15 protein-coding genes and 1 pseudogene are annotated in these 18,070 nt (G+C 53.6%); 4 read left to right on the top strand and 12 right to left on the bottom strand.

What is annotated here, in order from left to right; genetic code table 11:
• Positions 1-29: 29 nt before the first annotated feature.
• The 4 genes from ACYQ04_RS04780 to ACYQ04_RS04765 form a co-directional block, all read right to left on the bottom strand.
• On the bottom strand, positions 30-815 hold the full coding sequence (locus ACYQ04_RS04780) for a presenilin family intramembrane aspartyl protease (protein WP_460127751.1): 786 nt from the start codon (positions 813-815) through the stop codon (positions 30-32).
• Positions 782-2,644, bottom strand: a complete 1,863-nt coding sequence (locus tag ACYQ04_RS04775; RefSeq protein ID WP_460127749.1) for a hypothetical protein — start codon at positions 2,642-2,644, stop codon at positions 782-784. The genes ACYQ04_RS04780 and ACYQ04_RS04775 overlap by 34 nt, the downstream gene beginning before the upstream one ends.
• Before the next feature lie 95 nt (positions 2,645-2,739).
• A complete protein-coding gene (locus ACYQ04_RS04770; protein ID WP_460127747.1) occupies positions 2,740-2,946 on the bottom strand; it encodes a hypothetical protein in 207 nt (68 codons plus the stop codon).
• Positions 2,947-2,961: 15 nt separating this feature from the next.
• Entirely contained in the window at positions 2,962-4,431 is a 1,470-nt protein-coding gene (locus tag ACYQ04_RS04765; protein WP_460127746.1) for a hypothetical protein, read from the bottom strand.
• Between the two features lie 204 nt (positions 4,432-4,635).
• Between ACYQ04_RS04765 and ACYQ04_RS04760 the strand changes: the two genes are divergently transcribed.
• From ACYQ04_RS04760 to ACYQ04_RS04750, 3 genes are all read left to right on the top strand, one after another.
• Positions 4,636-4,839 (top strand): DUF8150 family protein, encoded by a 204-nt coding sequence (locus ACYQ04_RS04760; protein WP_460127744.1) that lies wholly within the window; start codon positions 4,636-4,638, stop codon positions 4,837-4,839.
• A gap of 220 nt (positions 4,840-5,059) precedes the next feature.
• Positions 5,060-5,293 carry a hypothetical protein gene (locus tag ACYQ04_RS04755; RefSeq protein ID WP_460127742.1) on the top strand — a complete coding sequence of 78 codons (234 nt, stop codon included), beginning with the start codon at positions 5,060-5,062 and terminating at the stop codon, positions 5,291-5,293.
• Between the two features lie 17 nt (positions 5,294-5,310).
• Positions 5,311-6,372, top strand: a complete 1,062-nt coding sequence (locus tag ACYQ04_RS04750) for a potassium channel family protein (RefSeq protein ID WP_460127740.1) — start codon at positions 5,311-5,313, stop codon at positions 6,370-6,372.
• Here the strand turns inward: ACYQ04_RS04750 and ACYQ04_RS04745 are convergent.
• From ACYQ04_RS04745 to ACYQ04_RS04710, 8 genes and pseudogenes are all read right to left on the bottom strand, one after another.
• Positions 6,334-7,764 (bottom strand): ATP-binding protein, encoded by a 1,431-nt coding sequence (locus ACYQ04_RS04745; protein ID WP_460127738.1) that lies wholly within the window; start codon positions 7,762-7,764, stop codon positions 6,334-6,336. The genes ACYQ04_RS04750 and ACYQ04_RS04745 overlap by 39 nt on opposite strands.
• Positions 7,765-7,879: 115 nt before the next feature.
• On the bottom strand, positions 7,880-8,332 hold the full coding sequence (locus ACYQ04_RS04740; protein ID WP_460127736.1) for a PIN domain-containing protein: 453 nt from the start codon (positions 8,330-8,332) through the stop codon (positions 7,880-7,882).
• Positions 8,329-8,505, bottom strand: coding sequence for a hypothetical protein (locus tag ACYQ04_RS04735; RefSeq protein WP_285518849.1), 177 nt, complete (start codon positions 8,503-8,505; stop codon positions 8,329-8,331). The genes ACYQ04_RS04740 and ACYQ04_RS04735 overlap by 4 nt, the downstream gene beginning before the upstream one ends.
• 51 nt (positions 8,506-8,556) lie before the next feature.
• Positions 8,557-9,279, bottom strand: a pseudogene (locus ACYQ04_RS04730) (DUF72 domain-containing protein).
• A gap of 5 nt (positions 9,280-9,284) precedes the next feature.
• Positions 9,285-10,523 (bottom strand): DNA double-strand break repair nuclease NurA, encoded by a 1,239-nt coding sequence (locus ACYQ04_RS04725; RefSeq protein ID WP_460127735.1) that lies wholly within the window; start codon positions 10,521-10,523, stop codon positions 9,285-9,287.
• Positions 10,510-13,167 carry a DNA double-strand break repair ATPase Rad50 gene (rad50, locus tag ACYQ04_RS04720; protein ID WP_460127733.1) on the bottom strand — a complete coding sequence of 886 codons (2,658 nt, stop codon included), beginning with the start codon at positions 13,165-13,167 and terminating at the stop codon, positions 10,510-10,512. Before rad50 ends, ACYQ04_RS04725 begins: the two co-directional genes overlap by 14 nt.
• Positions 13,164-14,564, bottom strand: coding sequence for a metallophosphoesterase family protein (locus ACYQ04_RS04715; protein WP_460127731.1), 1,401 nt, complete (start codon positions 14,562-14,564; stop codon positions 13,164-13,166). Before ACYQ04_RS04715 ends, rad50 begins: the two co-directional genes overlap by 4 nt.
• A gap of 9 nt (positions 14,565-14,573) precedes the next feature.
• Positions 14,574-16,241 (bottom strand): helicase HerA-like domain-containing protein, encoded by a 1,668-nt coding sequence (locus ACYQ04_RS04710; protein WP_460127729.1) that lies wholly within the window; start codon positions 16,239-16,241, stop codon positions 14,574-14,576.
• A 169-nt stretch (positions 16,242-16,410) separates the two neighbouring features.
• Between ACYQ04_RS04710 and ACYQ04_RS04705 the strand changes: the two genes are divergently transcribed.
• The gene (locus ACYQ04_RS04705) at positions 16,411-17,946 is read left to right on the top strand and encodes a dihydropteroate synthase-like protein (RefSeq protein ID WP_460127726.1); all 1,536 of its coding nucleotides are present in this window, start codon (positions 16,411-16,413) and stop codon (positions 17,944-17,946) included.
• Positions 17,947-18,070 lie beyond the last annotated feature (124 nt).

Below are 18,070 nucleotides of genomic sequence, written 5' to 3'. Positions count from 1 at the left end.
TCACCAGAACTCGTTTTGTACTACGAACTTTAAACTTTTTCGAAATACGATTCGAAATACGAAAGCCCTTGATGGCATGACCCTGCCGGCTGAAGTAAAAGAACGCAGGCAAGGAGCTCTGGGAAAGCTATGAAAGGCAGCGCTGGAAGCATCTCTGGGCGTTTTCTGGAGTAGAGTATCAGAAGGCAGAGACCGAAGAGAGCTGAAAGAGTCATTGCTATTCCATATTTCGGTGATACTTTTGCCATCGCCGATACCAGAATGGCAGGGATGGCAACGTCCCCAGAATCAATGGAGTACCTTCCCGTAGGAACTCCTACAGAGGAGTCCATGAGACCTGGCACCATCGCCCTTGCGAGTGATTTCATGTGCCCAGTACCAAAAACGGCCACGTAGTCATAAACCGCCATGATAAGAAGGAACAATGCTGCATCGCTTGGATTCATAGATTTTCCGACCATTCCAGCGGCGACTCCACTAATGAATGCCGTTGATGCGTTGAGGGCTTTCTCTTTCAGAACAAGCCTTAACATAGGCGCGAGAACCGCTGGATAAACCGGCATATTGAATGCCTCAAGAATGTAAGCGGCGGATGTTCCGAGGAATAGGAGCTCAAGGCCGAATAGAAACTTCCTGAGAATCTGGGTTCCAAACAGCCTGTAAAACATCAACAGTAAACCCGTTGCAAGGATAACAAGGACAAAAAGAAAGAGTGGGCTGGAGCTCTCTCCCGTGCCCTTCACGGGTATCGCAAGGAGCAATGCTACTGCGTACCATGCCGCTATTTCCCAGGCCTTTCCTTTGAAGTTGAGCACCCCTCACACCCTTCGAGCGTTTTCCTGACCCTTTCCCTTCCAGCGGGTTCCAGAGGTTCGGCGGGTATTCCAGGCATGTCCCAGAACGCCAGATGCCTCAAGAGGTCGTCGTGAATTCTCTCGTTGGAAGCTCCCTTCCTCAGCTCCTTAAGCTTGAGCTCGATGCTGGTAAACCTCCGCAGGCTCTCATAGGAAACCCTTGCGAGCAGTTCCTCGGCACTCTCGCCCCTTCTCCTCAGCTCTGCGGCGACAGCCGGTGCAATCATTGCACCGAGTAGTCTATCGGCTTCGTCTCCAACGTATTCCCTTAGTTCTTTGCGGAGATTCTCCCCGTAGTGAAGGATTTCCCTGAGTTCACCCCTGCCCTCGATGAATTCAACGACCATTGCCGCCATTACCTCGACTTTCTCTCTCGGGGACTTTTCCCGCTTGAAGAGGCCTATCTTTCTGCCCTGTTCGGGGAGTTTGTTCACAATGGGCTCCAGTTCACGCTCGATCTCCTCTATGTGTCTTGGGTCCTTCAGGTGGGCAATTATGTGCGCCAGCTGGTCTATGTTCCTGTTCATGTACTCGATGCCCTGCCTTCTCCTGTCTTCGTTAACACCCATTCTCTGGAGCACTGCCTCTGATGCGATCCTTGCCGGTTCCCTGAGGCTTTTGAGGAGCGTTTCAATGTCCTTGCCCCTCTCGGGAAGGGGCGCACCTGCCAACGAGTGGAGTGTTGTAAACACGTGCTTCCCGTATGTGGCCATTGCGAGGTAGCGGTCAACATCCTCCTTTCTCACATGTCCTGAGCGCACCTTCCTCAGCAGATCCAGCCAGTAGGACGGCACTGGGGGTGTGCTTATGCCCGTTTCCTCGATCTTGCGCATTGCTTCAAGGGTTGCCTTCGCCAGCTCGGGGTGCCGTTCGAAGAGTGTTATGAGGTCTATCTTGCCGAAGTTCTTGCTCCACCTTTCGGATAGCTCTTCTGGCGTGTAGTGGCCCTGCAATAGGTAGTAAAGCTCACGTATCGTGTGCTTGCTTCCCAACGCCTTTTCCAGCGCTTTTGCCAGCGCAGGATCTTCCGACTTCGCCCTCTGACGGACTTCCTCCAGCGCGGCGAGTATCTTGGATACCGGCTTCACATGTTCTAGTCCTACACCCTCCTCTGCTGCCCATTTCAGCACAGCTCCTGCTGCGTTTCCGTGCCTTGCCAGCAGTTCGTGCATCTTTTCCGTCGGCTTTACCTTTATCTTGCCCCCTTCCTGCTCAACGGTTATCAGCCCTTTGTTTACCAGCCACGCATATATCTTTGCCTTCCTCTCCGCCACGTTTCCTGTCTCTAACTTCAGATCCACTCCCAAATTCTTCAGCGTTTTGAACGTTTCCTCCACTTCGGATGGTTCCTTCTCTGTGATGGGTTTGGTGGCAGCCTTCGTTGCAGGAGTTCCAGTGGTGGGTGGTCGGAGCCCCTTTGGCTTTATGTACTTGTGCATAACCTGTCGCAGTTCTTCCAAGTATTGGAATGTTTTTTCTGGATCTTTGGCGTATTTCTTGATGAACTCTTCAAGATCGTCCATGTTTGAGCCGCGTTCTAGCCAGATCTGTGCGTGATTTATATTATCTGGGCCCCACGCATCAACGAATTTGGCAATGACCTTCGCGACTTCTTCTAATTTCTTTAATTCTTCGTCGGTTATTTTTCTACCAATGTATTTCTCGGCGTGTTTGCTGTTTTTTAGGGCGTCACGAATAAAACTCCAGTTTATTCCAAGCGGATCTTCGCTGTGGTGCTGCCATTGAGTAAAGTGATCGGGCACATCTTCGAGTTGAATAACTGTAAACACTTTGTGTGGAGTTGTACCCAGAATGCTTGCCGCTGCCTCGCCGAATATTTTGAGCCAGAGGGATAGTTTTGTGGCTTCTGCAAGATCGTGACCAACTATGGGCCTTGCAGCACCCGTTTCTGCCCCGAATACTCTCTCTCAAAGTCCCTATATTTTTCCAGCGCCTTTCCACCTTCTGGGTGGATATACTCTATGAGCTGCCGCCACATCTTGGCAGTTTTTTCGTTTGCGCTGAAGAATTTGTTCAGAAAGCCCCGTTCCCACTTGGCATTCCCCTTATGTCTTGTGGCGTACACGATCATGATCTCTCACCCAAATCAATCTCCTTCGGGTTCACCGTGGATTGGCATAGCTGCGGATATATTTCCTATATTCATGGTTATGGTCGGCGTTGATATTGTGCTCGTCGAAGCGACCAGGGAATAATAACTTAGTGTACCGGCAACCGCTCCGGCAGCTCCACATACGAAGCTCGCTTTCATCTCCTTCTTGAGGAGTTCGCGCAGTGTCTCATCCATTCCTTTAAATGCTTCATCCGCTGCTTTAGCGAGCCCTTTACTTCGTAACTCGGATGTAATCCTATCTATCAACAGTTCTGGCTTACTCTCTGCGAGTTCTTCAGCTCCTTCTATTCCTAGTTTGCTGCCAATTTCTGCGAGGGTTGTTGGCTTATGGTCTTTGCCATACTGCGCAAGGAGCCTAAGTAGATCGTCGGCCTCTTTGTTTTTTATGAATTCGTCACTAGTAACTGCTAGATATCTAGGGAATTTCTTAGCTATGCTATCAAATTGCTGCGCGGATTCTGTGTATCTGGTTCCCAGTTTCACGAAGTCATCGAACGTTGCCTCCGCGCTTCCCGCAGCTTTTACTAGTTCCGATGCTTGGCTAATACTTCTTTGGAGACGGTATATCTGAACAGTGGGTAAGAGCGCTTTCTTGACTCCCATGATAGTTGCTGTCCCAAGTATTTGGCTGCCTCCAAACAATGCTTGCGCCTTTAGTTTGCTCTCCTCTATCTGCTGGCTTGCAAGCCAACCAGTTAATGCCGGTGCAATTGCGCAGGCCCCCATATCTTTTATCCATTTGCCCCATGATAGCGCACCAGCGATTCCTCCTGTCCCTGCAGTCATTGCTGCATAGCATACTGAGGTTGTAGTACCGCAGGCGACCGTATATGCGAGCATCCCCATTGGGTTCTTCCGCGGGTTCATCATGTTCTGCCAGTGTTCAATGTATGCTTTACCATACCCACTCAGTCCCTCGCACTCTGATCCGCCGAACTTCACTGTCAGCAGATACGTTGAGTACTTCTGTGGGTCGTATGTGCTGGAAACGAGCTGCTGGATCGGCTGGCAGTTGGGCTTGCAGACTGTTACGCCGTTTGTTACTCCTGCAAAGTTGTCGTATATCGATTCTTGCGTGCAAGTTGACTTGAGCTTGTTCGCCCACTCCTTTGCATCCTTCACCCAGACGGGCCAGCCCGTGCTCGAGCAGAGCTTCCACTCCCAGTTGTCCACGCTGGGGGAGTAGAAGCAGTAGTCGGTTCCGTTGAACTTGGCGACTGCCTTTACGCCATTTCCGAGATCAACGGGTGTGCTTCCGGTGTTGCTGGGCTGTGCCTGTGACCAGTCTGAGATATCGCCAGCAATTGCTTTCAGGAGGAGATCCCCGACCTCCGTGGCGAGGGACGTCTTGTTGTTGATGTTGCTGAAGTGCGGGTTCGTCACCACAAAGGATATTGAAGCACCCTCACTCAGTTCCAGCGTCGTGCCGCACACAGCTTCCAACAACTTACACCCCCAGTAATCTGGCAGATAACTACAACGTTGAGTCAAATAAAACTTTCGGAAGATATGATTGCCGAAGATACCTGCGGAGAGTGTCATTTCAAAAGGGCTAAATACCGTGCTCTCCAAAGTTTGGTGGGAGAGCCATAGGAATGAAGATGCCTTTTCCTCTACGAGCTGTTTAAAGAGAGAATCGACGGGAGGGTGCTCAATGACTACGCGAGGGAACTTGCGTTGAAGTTCCGTTCTAAGCGCGATTTGGAAGAGAGGCTCGCCTTCATCCGGCTTTACGTGAAGAGGCTGAAGGAGAACCCAGATGAAGTCTTCAAACAGCAGGTGAGGCTTGTGAATTCGTTCCTTGCCTCCGCCAAGAAATTTCCCCTGAGCAGGAAGAGTACCTGCAAATGAAGGGAGAACTGCGGAAAGGATTAGAAAAACCTAAAGGCTCTTCAACCTCTTATGGCTTCTTGAGGTTTTGGTCAAGCTACCGGAAGTTCTTTCCAGAAGTTTCGCCGTCTTTTTAATCTCCACGGGCATCTTAGGTTCATTATTTTGGCTAATTTAACTAATTTTGAGAGCTTTAAGAGCCAAAAAAGTATTTTTATAGTGCTGAGAAAGTTCTAATTCGGTGGGGAGCGTGTGCGAGTACACGTATTCGGATGGAAGCAAGTGCTGTGAAAAGCCGCTCGAGGGCTCGAAGTACTGCGCGCTCCACATAGGCTTTGAGGAGGGCGAAAGGTTCTTCGGACGCGAGAAGCTTGAGGAGCTCAAACTCAACGCAGTTGCAGAAAAGCTCCGGCGGCGAGACTTCAACTTCGAGGGGGTCGCCTTTACAAACTGCCCATCACAGGGGAAGTCCTAGAAGCTACTGGCATCGAGGTGGTTGGTGACATCAACCTGAGCTCTTCAAAAATCGGCGAGGTAATAGTTAAGGGGAGCGAGGAGAAGCCCCTAAAGTTTGGAAACATGCTTCTCTATGGTGCTGAAATCTCCGGGCTGTACGTCACGAGCTCCGAGTTTCAGAAAATCTCCACAGCTCCCCCGACGTTTCATGGAGAGACCAATGAAAGGGCCGAGAGGATTTCAAAGGGGTTGGAGTCTTTCGATGTAAGCCCCGAGCTCATAAGGGTGGATGAAATTAAAATGCTCAAGGAATCCAAGGCGTCCGTAGACGCTCTGTGGATAATAGCGTGCCGAGGGAAAGAGCTTTTCCTGAACGGTCTGCAGTGTTCAAACCTATTAATCGCCGAGTCCTCCCTTGGTGAGATTTGGATGGACTTCTCTGAGTTGGGGCAGATTGTCCTAAAAGGCGTTAAGGTAGGCGAAGACTTTCACCTGAAGTTCTCGAAGATTGAAACGGGCAAACTCCTTCAGCCCGTAGAGATTGGGGGACGGCTCTATCCAAATCATGCCAAAATATCTTCAAATCGCTTCGCGGTTGAGCTGTTCAAGCTGGCAAGGCAGCTCTTCAAGAGAGAAGAACTGCTAGAAGATTTGGACAACGCTGAGTACTGCTTCTACAGAGGAATGGTGGCGAGGAGAAAATGGAGAGTGGAGCTTGCCAGGGATGAAGCGAAAATAGTTGGCGGACTACGGGGAAGGTTGAAAGTCTTAACTGCCCAGATTGGGAGCCTTGCGGAGTACCTCTTCCTCGATATTACAACGAAATACGGCACGAGCTGGAAGAGGCTCGTCTCAATCTGGCTTCCAATGGTTCTGCTTATCTTTCCAGCGCTCTACTACTTCACAAACAGCGTTCCGGGAATTGAGTCCTATTGGAAGGCCGTTTACTTCAGCGTCGTGACCGCAACGACCCTAGGCTACGGCGACTACCATCCGGTGGGGATTGGAACTCTCATTGCATCGTTAGAGGCGATATTGGGGACGTTTATGTGGGCCCTGTTAATCACCGTCCTTGGTAGGAAGTACCTCAATCCATGAGAGTTCAGCGTTTTTGCCCTCTCCCTTTCTCCTCATAAAGTCCTCCAAGTCCCAGACGAGCCAGCCTTTTTTCCTCAGCTCCTCTTTCCCTTCAACTCTCTTGGCAACCAGTCCATAGCTTTTCTCCCAGCCGTTCAGTCCCACAAGCTCGGCCTTCCGCTCCAAGTCCTTTAAGATTCCCCGCGCTTCCCTCTCGCTCAAATCCTTCCACTTCACCTCAACGAAAAGCGCCCGCCTTTCCCGCTCGTCCAAGGCAACTAAGTCAATCTCCTCACCCTTACGCCACCAGCGGCCGAGCTTTGTGAAGCGGAACGGAAGCGTCTCGGCTTTGTTCAGCTCGATGAGGAACTGCTTGGCAACATCCTCGAAAACGAAGCCGAGGTACTCGTTGAAATTCCGCTTAATGTCGTTAACCACGTCAATCCCCATCTCGATTTCGCTTCTCCGAGGGTAGACGAAGCGGAACCAGAAGCTGAAGAGGTTGTCCGCTATGTGGTAGCGCCCCCGCTTTCCTCCAGTTACGGGCAGTTCCTCGGTAACGTAGCCCATCTCCTGGAGGACGAGCAGATACTTGCCGAGCGAGTTCTTCTCTATCCTTGCCCTGTCCGCTATCTCTCCGAAGCGGGTGTAGCCGAGCGCTATCGCTCTGAGGATTGAGAAGTAGCGCGAGACGTCGCGGAGCTCCTCCTTGAGGAGGTACTTCGGCTCGTCGTAGTACTTGGCGCCCTTCGAGAGGAGCAGAACTCTGAGGTTGTCCCAGAAGTCAAGCTCGGGATTGTAGTCCGCCCAGTACTGGGGGACGCCACCGAAGACGGAATAGACGTAAACCGCCTCCTCCGTGCTCAACGGGTGGAACCGCCTGACCTTAAAAAAGCTCATCTCCTCGACCTTCCACGCCCCGGTTCTCCGCCCGTATATCGGGGATTTGGCTGAGAGAACGCCCTCCATGAAGGAAACCAGCGAGCCGCAGAGAACGAGCATTATCTTCGTCTTCGAAAGGTGCAAATCCCAGTACTTCTGGAGGACGCTGAGGAATTCCCTGTGGGCTTTGGCCACGTACTGAACCTCGTCTATGACCACGACGAGCCTCTCCCCGCTTTTTCCCGCGAGGTAGGTGAAAAACGCTCTCCAGCTCTGGAGCGGGTTCTCCCTCAGAAACGGGTCGTTGAAGTAGTTCGCCAATCTCTCCGAGAAATCCTCTAAGATGGTCTCGCTCTCCTCCGCGAGGAGATAAATTCCCCCGACCTCCGAGAGGAACCTTTGAAGGAGGTACGTCTTGCCTATCCTCCTCCGGCCGTAGAGGATTATCAGCTCGGGTTTCCCCGAGGCGTACCTCGACCTCAGGAACTCAAGCTCGCTTTCGCGGTCAATGAACTTACTCATGAGTATCATACTTGTGAGTACGTTTCATGGCTTATAAAGTTTTTGAAGTTAAGGGTTTTTAGTTTCGGTGGCGATGATGACGACACCCTCGGCTGACGGTGATGAGCTGGACCCGTGCCTGAGCCTATCGAATAACAGAGAGCTCATCAACGTCATCGAAGTCGTTGTCAAAGGTTGCTATTTTCTTTATCCCATTTAGAAGGCAGGTGGCGACAATCTGGGCATCTCTCGGCATCAAACCGTATTTGACGGCATAGCTTTGGACAAGCCCCGGACTCGTTGCGTCCTCAACGAGTTCAACGTCATATTGAAAAATCAATGCAAGTACCGATGTAAAAGCCTCGTCTATCAACGCCCTGCCCTCACGCGTCTTCAGGTATCTTTTTGCATCGTATCTGTTGCGAATTCCAGCTTTTTCCGAGAGCAACTTTCTTAAAATGACGTACGTTGCTTCTTCCACCGTTGAAAAGGACGGGGCCAGCATTCCTCGGTTTTTCCCAAGAACTTGGAACGCCCGCTCCGTTAGGGAAGTCTCAAAGAGGTAGTTGTAAAACACGTTGGAATCAACGTAAATCACCGGCCTACCTCCCCGGCGTACTCCTCAAGCTCCTCGGCGCTTGCCCTTCCAAGCATTCCGGGACGGACTTTCTTTTTCATTGCCTTTGCGAGAAACTCTGCGTCAGCTTCAAGGAATTTTTTGAGCCGTTCAATGTTAACTCCCGCCGGAACCTTTATCGTTATCTCCTCCATGCTCCCACCTAATGAGAATTCGATGGAGTTGTATAAATCCCTATCGAAGTTTCACCCTTCCCATATAATTGCCTTGAACCTCTTCGCGTCCCTGCACATGTCGGTGTTGTTGAAGAAAACGAAGCTCTCGTCCCTGTTCCAGCCGAGGACGCGCTCTCGAACTTTTTGCAGTTCCTCGTCGCTGTAGGAGTGCCGGTAGATTATCCTCCCGTTCTCGTAGCGCCCGTGAAGGCGGTAGTAGCTCGTCTCACCGCTGTGGAGCGGAATCCTCACGAGCGGGTCGGTAACGTCTATGACGTCGAAGGCCCTAACAAAGCGCTTAACGCCCTTCTCGCTCCAGCCCCTCAGCTCAACGGCTATCTCGAAGTTTCCCCTGTCAATCATCTCGAAGAACCTTTCCGCGTTGGCGAAGCTCTCCTCGCCCTCCCTGAAGCTCTTCGGCAACTGAATTAGAATGAAACGCGCGCCAAGGGTTTCGGCCTCCTTCAGCGTCAGGCGCTAGAAGTGAAGGACGTCGCTCGTTGGCCTGAGAAGGCCGACGTTTTTACTTGGCTTCACGTTGCTCCTCCGCCACGTCGGGCTGTTTGGAGGGTGCGTTACGCCCTGAAATGCCTTCATCGCAAAGGCGAAGCCCTCGGGAGCTTCCTTCCTCCAGTGCTCAAGGGTTTTCTCCTGGAGAATTCGGTAAAACGTCTGCTGGACCTCAACGGCGTCGAAGTCCCGGAAATACTTCGCCCTTGCCTCGCAGAAGCCACACGTTCCGACCCTAATCATCTCCATCACTCCAGAGGTTCCCTTCCATAGCGCAGGAAGTTCAGGTAAGCCTCGTCCTCGCCAACTATCGCACTCAGGATTGCGTCAACGTAGGCGTCGAACTCCCTCTTCTTGATTACAACCGAGTGGTGCGCGTACTCGAGCGGAATCACGTATTCGTCTTCTGCTACAGAGAGGATTTTTGCCAGCGTTTCCTCAAAGTCCTGCTTCTCCGGAACTTCGAGGAGGTAAATCAGCCCGCCATCGGCGAAGCGGACGTATGCCGGCCATATTCTCGCGCCCTCTATCTTCCTTCCGTCGAGGACGAGAATCTCGCGAAGGTTCTCGAAAAAGCCGTGCTCCATGAGGTCGAGGATTAGTTGAGCGAGAGCCTCTTTCTTGCCGACCTTCGACGAGAAGCGCAGGTAACCGCTCCTATCGGTCAGCGAAGCAACGACCGGCGTGTCCACCATTATCGGGACCTTCTTCAGTTTCTCCCTCTCGGCTACCGTCCCTATGACGTCGGAGCGGTAGAAGGTCTTCGCTATTGAGGCTATCTCGTTTCCCAAAAGCCTGTCGAGGGCGTGGAGGTACTCGAGATACTCAAAGAGGACTATCAGGTTTTCGGCATCCACAACCCACCATATTTTTCCGCGAATGCTCCTCGAACCCTTCTCCTCCAGTATCTTGAAGATTGACTTTCCCTCCCTCCCGCGGGCGAGCAGAGATGGGCCAGAGATGACGCCCTTCTTGAGCTCCCGTTTCCACTCCTTCCACTTAATGTTTAGGGCATCGAGGAAGTCCAGCGAGGCCTCCAGAAGCGTCCTCCCGTGCCTCTCATAGAGCTGGTTCGTGGTTGAGTTCGCGTAGCTCGGCGGTCTTATGAGGGCCCCGCTTATCGTGCCGTCCATGAGCACGAGGTCCGACATTTCCCCAACGAGGGCGCCCATTCTCTTCTCCAGGGTATCCATGTGAACCCTTATTCTATCGTCGGCGTTGCTGTAGGGGAAGAGCGCCCCGATGTCGTTCCAGTAGTAGAGGTCGTCGCCGACAGCCGAAGCTGAAACGGCGTAGATTATCGCCCCGCTGAGCCTCTTGGCCATCCTACTACCGTCAACGGCGTAAACCTTAGCTTTTTTCGGCTCGGGTAAGCTCTCCCAGCGGTAGTGCTTCCTCACGAGGGGAACGAGCTTTCCGAGCTCTTTCCTGCTCTCCCTGAGGAAGTGCCTGATTTCCTCGAGGTGCCGGTCGTCAATACGCTCCAAGGCTCTCCACCTCCACCCTCGCTTCACCGGCGTTGGTAACCCTTATCACGTAGTCGGCCGCGTCCTTCAGCTCCTCGTCGTGCGAGACGATGATTACCTGCGGTATCTTCCTCAGCTGGCTCGATATAATCTCCACGAGCTTCTTCCTCCTCTCCTCGTCCAGGAAGGGCGTCGGCTCGTCCAATATGAGCAGTTCAAGGTTGCCCACCTTGTAGAGCGAGAGGGCCAGCCTAAAGGCCAGACCGAGCGCTATCCTCTCCCCACCGCTGAGGAAGTCTATTCCCACCTCGTTGCCCGCGTATAAAACCTTGAGCTCAATCCTCTCCTTCCCATAGCGTTTCTCGCGCCTCAGTCTTATCCCCTGATACTTGCCCTCGGTCATCTCCGAGAACAGCTCTCCGGCCAGCTTCTGCACCTCTTCAAGGCCCCTGAGCTCCTCCTCCGCTTTCAGCCGGGCTACCTTCCCCCTGAAGGCCGTTATGTCCGCGAGGGCCTTCTCGACGAGCTCGAGCTCCCTCTCGGCCCTTTCAATCTCCCCGAGGTTTGCCTTCAGATCGTCTATTAGGCGAGCTATCTCGTCCCTCAGGCTTTCCGCCCCCTCCCGCTCGGCCCTCGCCCTCTCAAGGGCTCTCGACTTCTCAAGGTATTCCCTCTCGGCCCTCTCAAAATCCTCCTCCGAGAAGTCCTTTCTGGCTTCCTCCAGCTCTTTTCTCACTTTTTCAAGCTCGGCCTTCAGGCGCTTCATGTTCTCCCTCGACTCCTGCTCCTTCCTCCGCTCGATGTCAAGCTTCTTCTTGAGGGCTTCAATCCTCCTCGGGACGTCCTTCAGCGAGAGGAACTCCCGGTAGGGCTTCTCGAGCTCCTTAATTTTGTCTTCCACTTCCTCGAAGGACTTAAACCCCCTCTCGGAGAGCCTCTTCAGAATGCCGGCCTTTTTCTCCTCGAGGGCCTGGAGTTCATTCTTTACTTCTTCCGTTTCCTTCTCAATGCCCTCGAGCTCCTCAAGCCTCTCCCTCACACCCCGGATTTCCTTCTTGAGGCCGATGAGCTTCTCCTTCGTTTCCTCGAAGAGTTGGGAGTCCTTTTCGAGCTCCTCAACACCGAGCTCCTCAAGCTTTTTCTCAGCTTCTCTGAGCAAATCGGCCGTCTTCTTGAGGCGAATCAGCTTTGTTTCCTTCGCGAGGAGCTTCCTGAGCTCGAGTTCGCGCTTTCTCAGCCCTTCGAGTTCCTTCTCAAGGGCCTTGATTTCCTCCTCGATTTTAGATATCTCTGCCCTGTATTCGGCCAGAATTTCGCCTTCCTCGTGCTCGTCTATGGGTCTCCTACAGAGGGGGCAGATTTTGGCCCCTTCCAGCCTCTCCATGTTGGCCCTGAGCTCCGCCTTTTTCCCCTTCAGCGAGGCTATTTTCTCCCTGACCTTTGAAATCTCCTCGCTCAGTTTTTCGAGTTCTTCCCTGGCTTTCTCGACTTTTTTGAGTTCCCTCTCAAGCTTCTCGACGGTGTAGCCGGCCCTCTCGAGTTCCTTCCTGTGCTTCTCGGCCTCGCCGAGGATTGAGAGGGCGCGCTGATAGAGCCTGTGCCTCTCCTTAAGCCTCTCGTATTCCCTCCTCGTCTCGGCCTCTTTCTTCTTCAGTTCCTCAAGTTTCCTTTCCAGCTCAGCACGCTTTGCGGTTTCCCTCTCGAGTGAGCGGAGCTTTTCCCTCAGCGAGGAGAGCCGGACCTCAACCTTCGAGAGCTCGTCCTTCAGCTTCAGCAGTTTACCGAGCTCGGTATACTCCTCTGCGAGAGGCCTCAGCTCCTCGAGTCTCGCCTTCTTCTCCTCCAGCTCCTCGAGCTCGAGCTTCAGCTCCTCAATCCTCTTCTCCCGCTCTTTCAAAAGTTTCTCCTCGCTCGCTAGAGATTTTTCGAGGAGCGCTATCCTCTTCTCGAGGCCGGCTATCAGCTCTTTCCTTTCTTTCATCTCGCGGTAGAGCTTGGAAAGCTTCTCCACCTCAGCCGAAAGCTCCCTTTCCCTCTTCCTCAGCTCGCTAATCTTTCTCAGCGTCTCGGCGAACCTCTTCTCGGCCTCGCGGAGGTTCTCCTCGATTTCGGCTTTCCTCTCGATGAGTCTCTTGAGGTTCTCCTTCCTCCTCTTCAGCTCGCGGATTACATCGGCCGAGTTCCTCTCGGCGTTCTCGTAGTCCTCTATGCCGAGAACCTTGCGCAGAACCTTCTCCATGACCTCGCGGTTGGTGATTATGCCCTCAATCTCGCCCTGCCTGATGTAGAGCGCGTTCGTGTAGACCTGCAGGGGGTAAACGTTTCGCTCAATCCAGCGCGCTATATCGGAGCTCTTCTCCGCTATGAGCCTTCCGTTCTCGAGGAGCTCGCTCTTCTTCGTGGTTCTGGTTATGCGGTAGGTTTTGCCGTTGTGCTCGAACTCCAGGCTCAGGGAAAGCTCCCCTGTTCCGACGCGGGCGTTGGCCTTCAGGTAACCCTTCGGGAAGCTTGGGTGTCCGAGGTAAAGCGAGGCGAAGATGGCCTCAAGGATTGAGCTCTTTCCGACCCCGTTCTGGCCGATTATCAGGTTTATTCCGTCGCTGAACTCGACAACGCTTTTCCTGTGGGCCCTGAAGTTCCGAATCTCGATTTTCCTGACCCTCATAGCTTACCACCCCTGAGCCACGCGTCGAGGCTCGACGGCTTTGCCGGCTTCGGTTTCTTTCCGGTCTTCTTCTCGGGTTTTGGCTTTTCCTGTTTCTCCCTCTTCGGAGTTGCCTTCACGTGCTTTTCCTCTTTCGGCGGTTTCTTTTCAACGTTTTCCGGTTTCCTCGGCTCTTCCGCTGGTTTGCGGGCCCTTGCGCTCATCTCCGCCGGAACGCCGAGGCGATACTTTTCAAGGAGCCAGTCCATGAACTCGTCGAGCGGGAACTCCTTCGGTTCGCTCCTCATGTGGAGGAAGAGCTCCCTCTCCCACTCGGTCAGTATCTCCTCGCCCACACGCTCCTTCGAGATTATCGCCTCGCCCGTGACCCTGCTCCTGAAGGCGTAGTAGGCTATGCCCAAATCCTTCAGCAGGTCGTTGAACTCCGCCAAACTAACGCCACCCTTCACAGTTCCCTCGAGGTAGATGATTGCCACGGCCTCTTTCGGAATCAGTCCCGCCACCTCCTCGACCTTCCGCCTGAGCTCGGCCTTTGAGTTTCCGGAAATTGTAACGCGGTAGAAGGGCCTCGTCTCGACCTCAACGAACTCCGGCTTGAAGTCCTCGACGATGTAGAAGCCCTTCGGCTGGTTGTTCTCCCTGACCTTCGGCTTTCTGTCCTTCTCGCCGTAGATTATCAGATGGCTCGCCTCCCTCACGTCCGTCCTCTCGAGCGAACCTGGGTAAACGATTGGCCCGTTCAAGCCGGTCTGCTCCGGCTCCGCAACCTTCCTCACGTGTATGTGTCCAAGGGCGTAGTAGGAGAAATTCTCGGGGAGTTCGCTCAGCTTTAGGTCGAAGGCGTCCTGATAGGGGGTGTCCTTCGCGAGGTAGTCAACGGCCTGGTGAAGCATCAAGATGTCCCCCTTCTTGAAGAGGGCCTTCAGGACGTTGGTGTTGCCCCTTATGAGTTGCCAGCGCGTGTGATGCCTTAGGCCGTAGATTTTAAAGCCATTAACCTCGGCCCAGACGAGGTAGCGGTCCGCTATCTTTTTGCTCCGCAGGAACTCGTCTTTCTTTTCTCCCCTCCTGAGGCCAAGGGTCCTTAGAAGGCCGAGGTGCTCGAGCAGGTCAAAGACTGAGGCTTCCCTAATCGTCTTGTCGTGGTTGCCCTCGATGGCGAAGACCGGGATTTCCTTCTTCCTCGGGATTTCGAGTATTTCAACCGCATCGCGCAGGGCCTTCGGCGACGGCCTGCTCACGTGGAAGAGGTCTCCGGCGATGAGTATGAAGTCTACTCTGGCCTTAACGGCCTTCTCAACTGCCTCGCGGAAGGCCCTAACGTAGTCCTCGTAGCGGAAGGGCTGGTTGAACTGCTCCCTGCCGAGATGGGCATCGGCTATGTGCGCGAACCTCATCTTAACACCTCACAGCGGGAGGGCGCTTATGGCCTCTTCCTCGCTAACCTCTTCCTCCTTCCCCTCGAGCCACTCCTCGACGATGTCTATGTCCCTTCCTCCATAGTGGCCGTTGAAGTCCTTCTCGAAGTTATAGATTTTCACCATCGCCGGAATCGTGATGGCGTAGCCGACTATAACCGCTTCACCGACGCCCAGGGAGGCTATATCGCTCAGCAAGTCCTCGCTTATCTGCTCGCTCGCCTGCTGGACGTAGCGCTGGTCGTTGGGCTCAACCAGCTTGAGGATTATCTTGGTGTTGGTCTGGCTGAGTATGTCGTCGTCCAGCTTCTTCGGCCTCTGTGACACTATTCCAAGGCCGACGCCGAACTTCCTGCCCTCTCGCGCTATCTTGCCGAGCCACAGGGTTGCGGGATTCTTCTCGCCCCTCGGCGCGAATATGTGTGCCTCCTCAACTATGACGAGGATTGGCTTTTTCACGGCCGGGTAAGCTTCCAGTATCTCCCTCGCGGTGAGCCTGTCGTTGGTTCTGACGGCTTTGATGTACTCGATGCGGTTCTTGAGTATGCCCCTCAGAACGAAGCTCGCGAGCGTTATCATCTGCTCCTCTTCCATTCCGCTGAGGTCTATGACGTTCACCATGCCGGGCCTTATCTCGCCGAGCACATCTACCGGACTTATGAACTCGCCGAAGTTGGCCTTCAGCTCGCCTATGTAGTCCTTCAGCCTTATCAGGGAGTCCAAATCCCTCGCCTGAATCTTCCTCGGCGTTTCAATGCCCTTCTCGTTGTAGTAGTAGATTACCTTGTCGTCGGTGTTCTCGTAAACCCTAATCCACTCCTCTATCTTGTCCTCCATCGCCTCGAGGAAGGGCAGACCACCGACGACCTTTCCGTCCCGTCTCATCTCCTCCTTGACGGTTCTGTAAACGAGCCCGAGGAAGCGCCTCTGGAGGCTCGCGTTTTCCGCTATTCCCAAAAGCGTTGCCAGCTCGCTCAGCCTTATTCTCCCGGGGTCTATCGTGGCTTTGATTGGATTAACACGCGCCCCGGGCCAGCTCAACCGCTGGTACTCGCCGTGGGGGTCGAGGATTACGACGGTGGCGTTCACGTTGTCCACAAGCTCCTTGGTGAGAACCGCTATGGTATTGGATTTACCGGCTCCGGTAACGGCCAGAACCGCGAAGTGCCTCGAAACGAGCCTGTTGGCGTCGAGGCGGACCTCTATGTTGCCCCTCGCGATGAGCTTTCCAATCCTGAGGTGGCCGTTGGCGAAGATTCTTTCCAAATCCTCGTCTCTGGCCAGATAAACCCTCTCGCCGGGCTTTATGGGAACGCGGTTCGGTGCCGGTTTCACCAGAAACTCGCCGTCCTTCGTTCTGAGAACGCCGAGAACCTTGGCGGTAGCCAGTATCTCCTCGCTCTTGTCGAGGATTCCGCGCGAGAAAACGTTGACCGTCTTTTCAACGTAGTCGTAGCTTCCCCTTCCGGCTTCCATAAGCCAGTTAAGGTTTCTGATGGACTTGAGGAGAGCCAAAACTTCGTCTCCCTCGCGGTTTTTGACGACGAGGAACTCGCCGAAGCGCGGGAGCTCGTTCTTGGGGTTGACTATGAACGTGAAGTGATCCGTGCTCGATTCACCGAACACTATTCCAACCGAAGCGTCGCGCCCTTCCATATTACCACCTTGAGTTGATTTTCCGGCGAGGACAAAAACCTTTCGATGCCGAAAGGGTTTTTATTGGCTCCCCCAATCCACCACGCCCGATGACGAGCTACTCCCGGCTGAGCGGTGATGAACCACCTACCGGCCGAGGGCTTTTAAGGTTAAAGCGGAAGTTCCAACCATGAGAATCCTCCTCGTCACGGGAAAACTCGCCGAACCGCTCGTGAGGAAGTACGGGAAAGGCTGCGACGTCCTCGTCACGCCGGTCAGCGTCGCGGCCTTCTTAACTCCCGAGCTGATAGTCCGCTACCTGAAGAGGGCCGGCGTGAGGAGCGAGGACTACGACTTAATTCTGATTCCCGGTCTCGTCAGGGGTTCAGCCCAGCCCATCGAGGACGAAATAGGAATCCCAACGTTCAAGGGGCCAAGGAACGCGAGGGATTTGCCTGCGGTGCTGAGGGCATTGGAGAAGGGCTTCAGGCTGAGCAAGGAGAAGCCGGCGGACGAGCTCTTCTCCCTCGACGGGTTGAAGAAAGTCGAGGACATCAGGAACAAAGCAAAGGACATGCGCTACATCGAGAACGCCATTAAGAAGCCCTGGAACGTCCTCATCGGCAATCTACCGGTTGGAAGGGACTTCCCGACGAGGATTCTCGGCGAGGTCGTTGACGCCTCGAGACTCGGCGTAGATGGGACGGTTGAGAAGGCCCTCTACTACCTCCGTGAGGGGGCGGATATAATCGACATTGGAATGGTTGCTGGAGAGACGAACCTCGATTTCATTGAGTCCCTCCCAGAAATCCGCGAGAGGCTCAAAGAGAGGGGTTTCGACGTTCCGATTAGCTTCGATTCTCTCAACACCGCTGAAATCGAGAAAGCTTTGAGCTACGCAGACCTCTTCCTGAGCGTCGACGAGGGTAACCTTGAGGAACTCGTCACCGATAAGCCGGTCGTTCTAATTCCGACGAACCAGAGGAAGGGCTTCTTCCCCGCCAGGCCCTCAGAGAGGGTCGAATTTCTCGAGAGGCTCAAAGAGAGGGCGCTCGATTTGGACTACAAAACCCTAATCCCTGATTTAATCCTCGAGCAGGTTCCCCACCTGGCGCGCTCAATTACGGCCTTCCAGCTCTATCGCGAGAGGAACCCGGACGACGTTCTCTTAGCTGGAGTCGGCAACGTGGTTGAGCTCTACGACGCCGACAGCGTGGGAATGAACGCCCTACTGGCCGGAATCGCGAAGGAGCTTTCGATAGGTCTTTTCCTCACGACGGAGACGAGCGCAAAGGCTAAAGGCTCCGTTAGGGAGCTGAGAAGGGCTGTGGACATGAACCTCTTCGAAACTCCAAAGGACCTCGGCTTCGACCTGCTCATTCTGAAGGAGAAGAGAACCAGGGAGTGGCGCTTCGAGCCGGCGGAAGAAATAATCGAGGCTGAAGAAAAGCCGGTCCAGCTTGAGCCGGTTTACTTCAGGATTTGGATTGAAAACGGAAGAATCTGGGTGAATGCCCATAGAGGAACAGAAGCGGTTCTTACAATCGTCGGCGACGAGCCGAACGCGATAATCGACACGATTCTTGAGCGCTTTGAAATAAGCCCGAGGCACGCCTTCTACCTCGGCCGGGAGCTGGAGAGGGCCTACACGGCCTTAAAATTGAGGAGGAGCTACGTTCAAGAGGTTGAGCTGTTCCCGGGGTTTTACTTGGACAAACTTGAGTAATGATGCACATATAATTTTTGGTCGATTCCTTCTTTCTGGCATTGCGTCGATGAGCCAAGTGCTTTTAATGAATTGGGGTTTTGCGTTGGGATTTCAGCCAAGAATTGGACATAAATTTTTGTTT

This window comes from Thermococcus prieurii (assembly GCF_054657655.1).
This window is presented reverse-complemented; position numbering and strand designations above follow the sequence as displayed.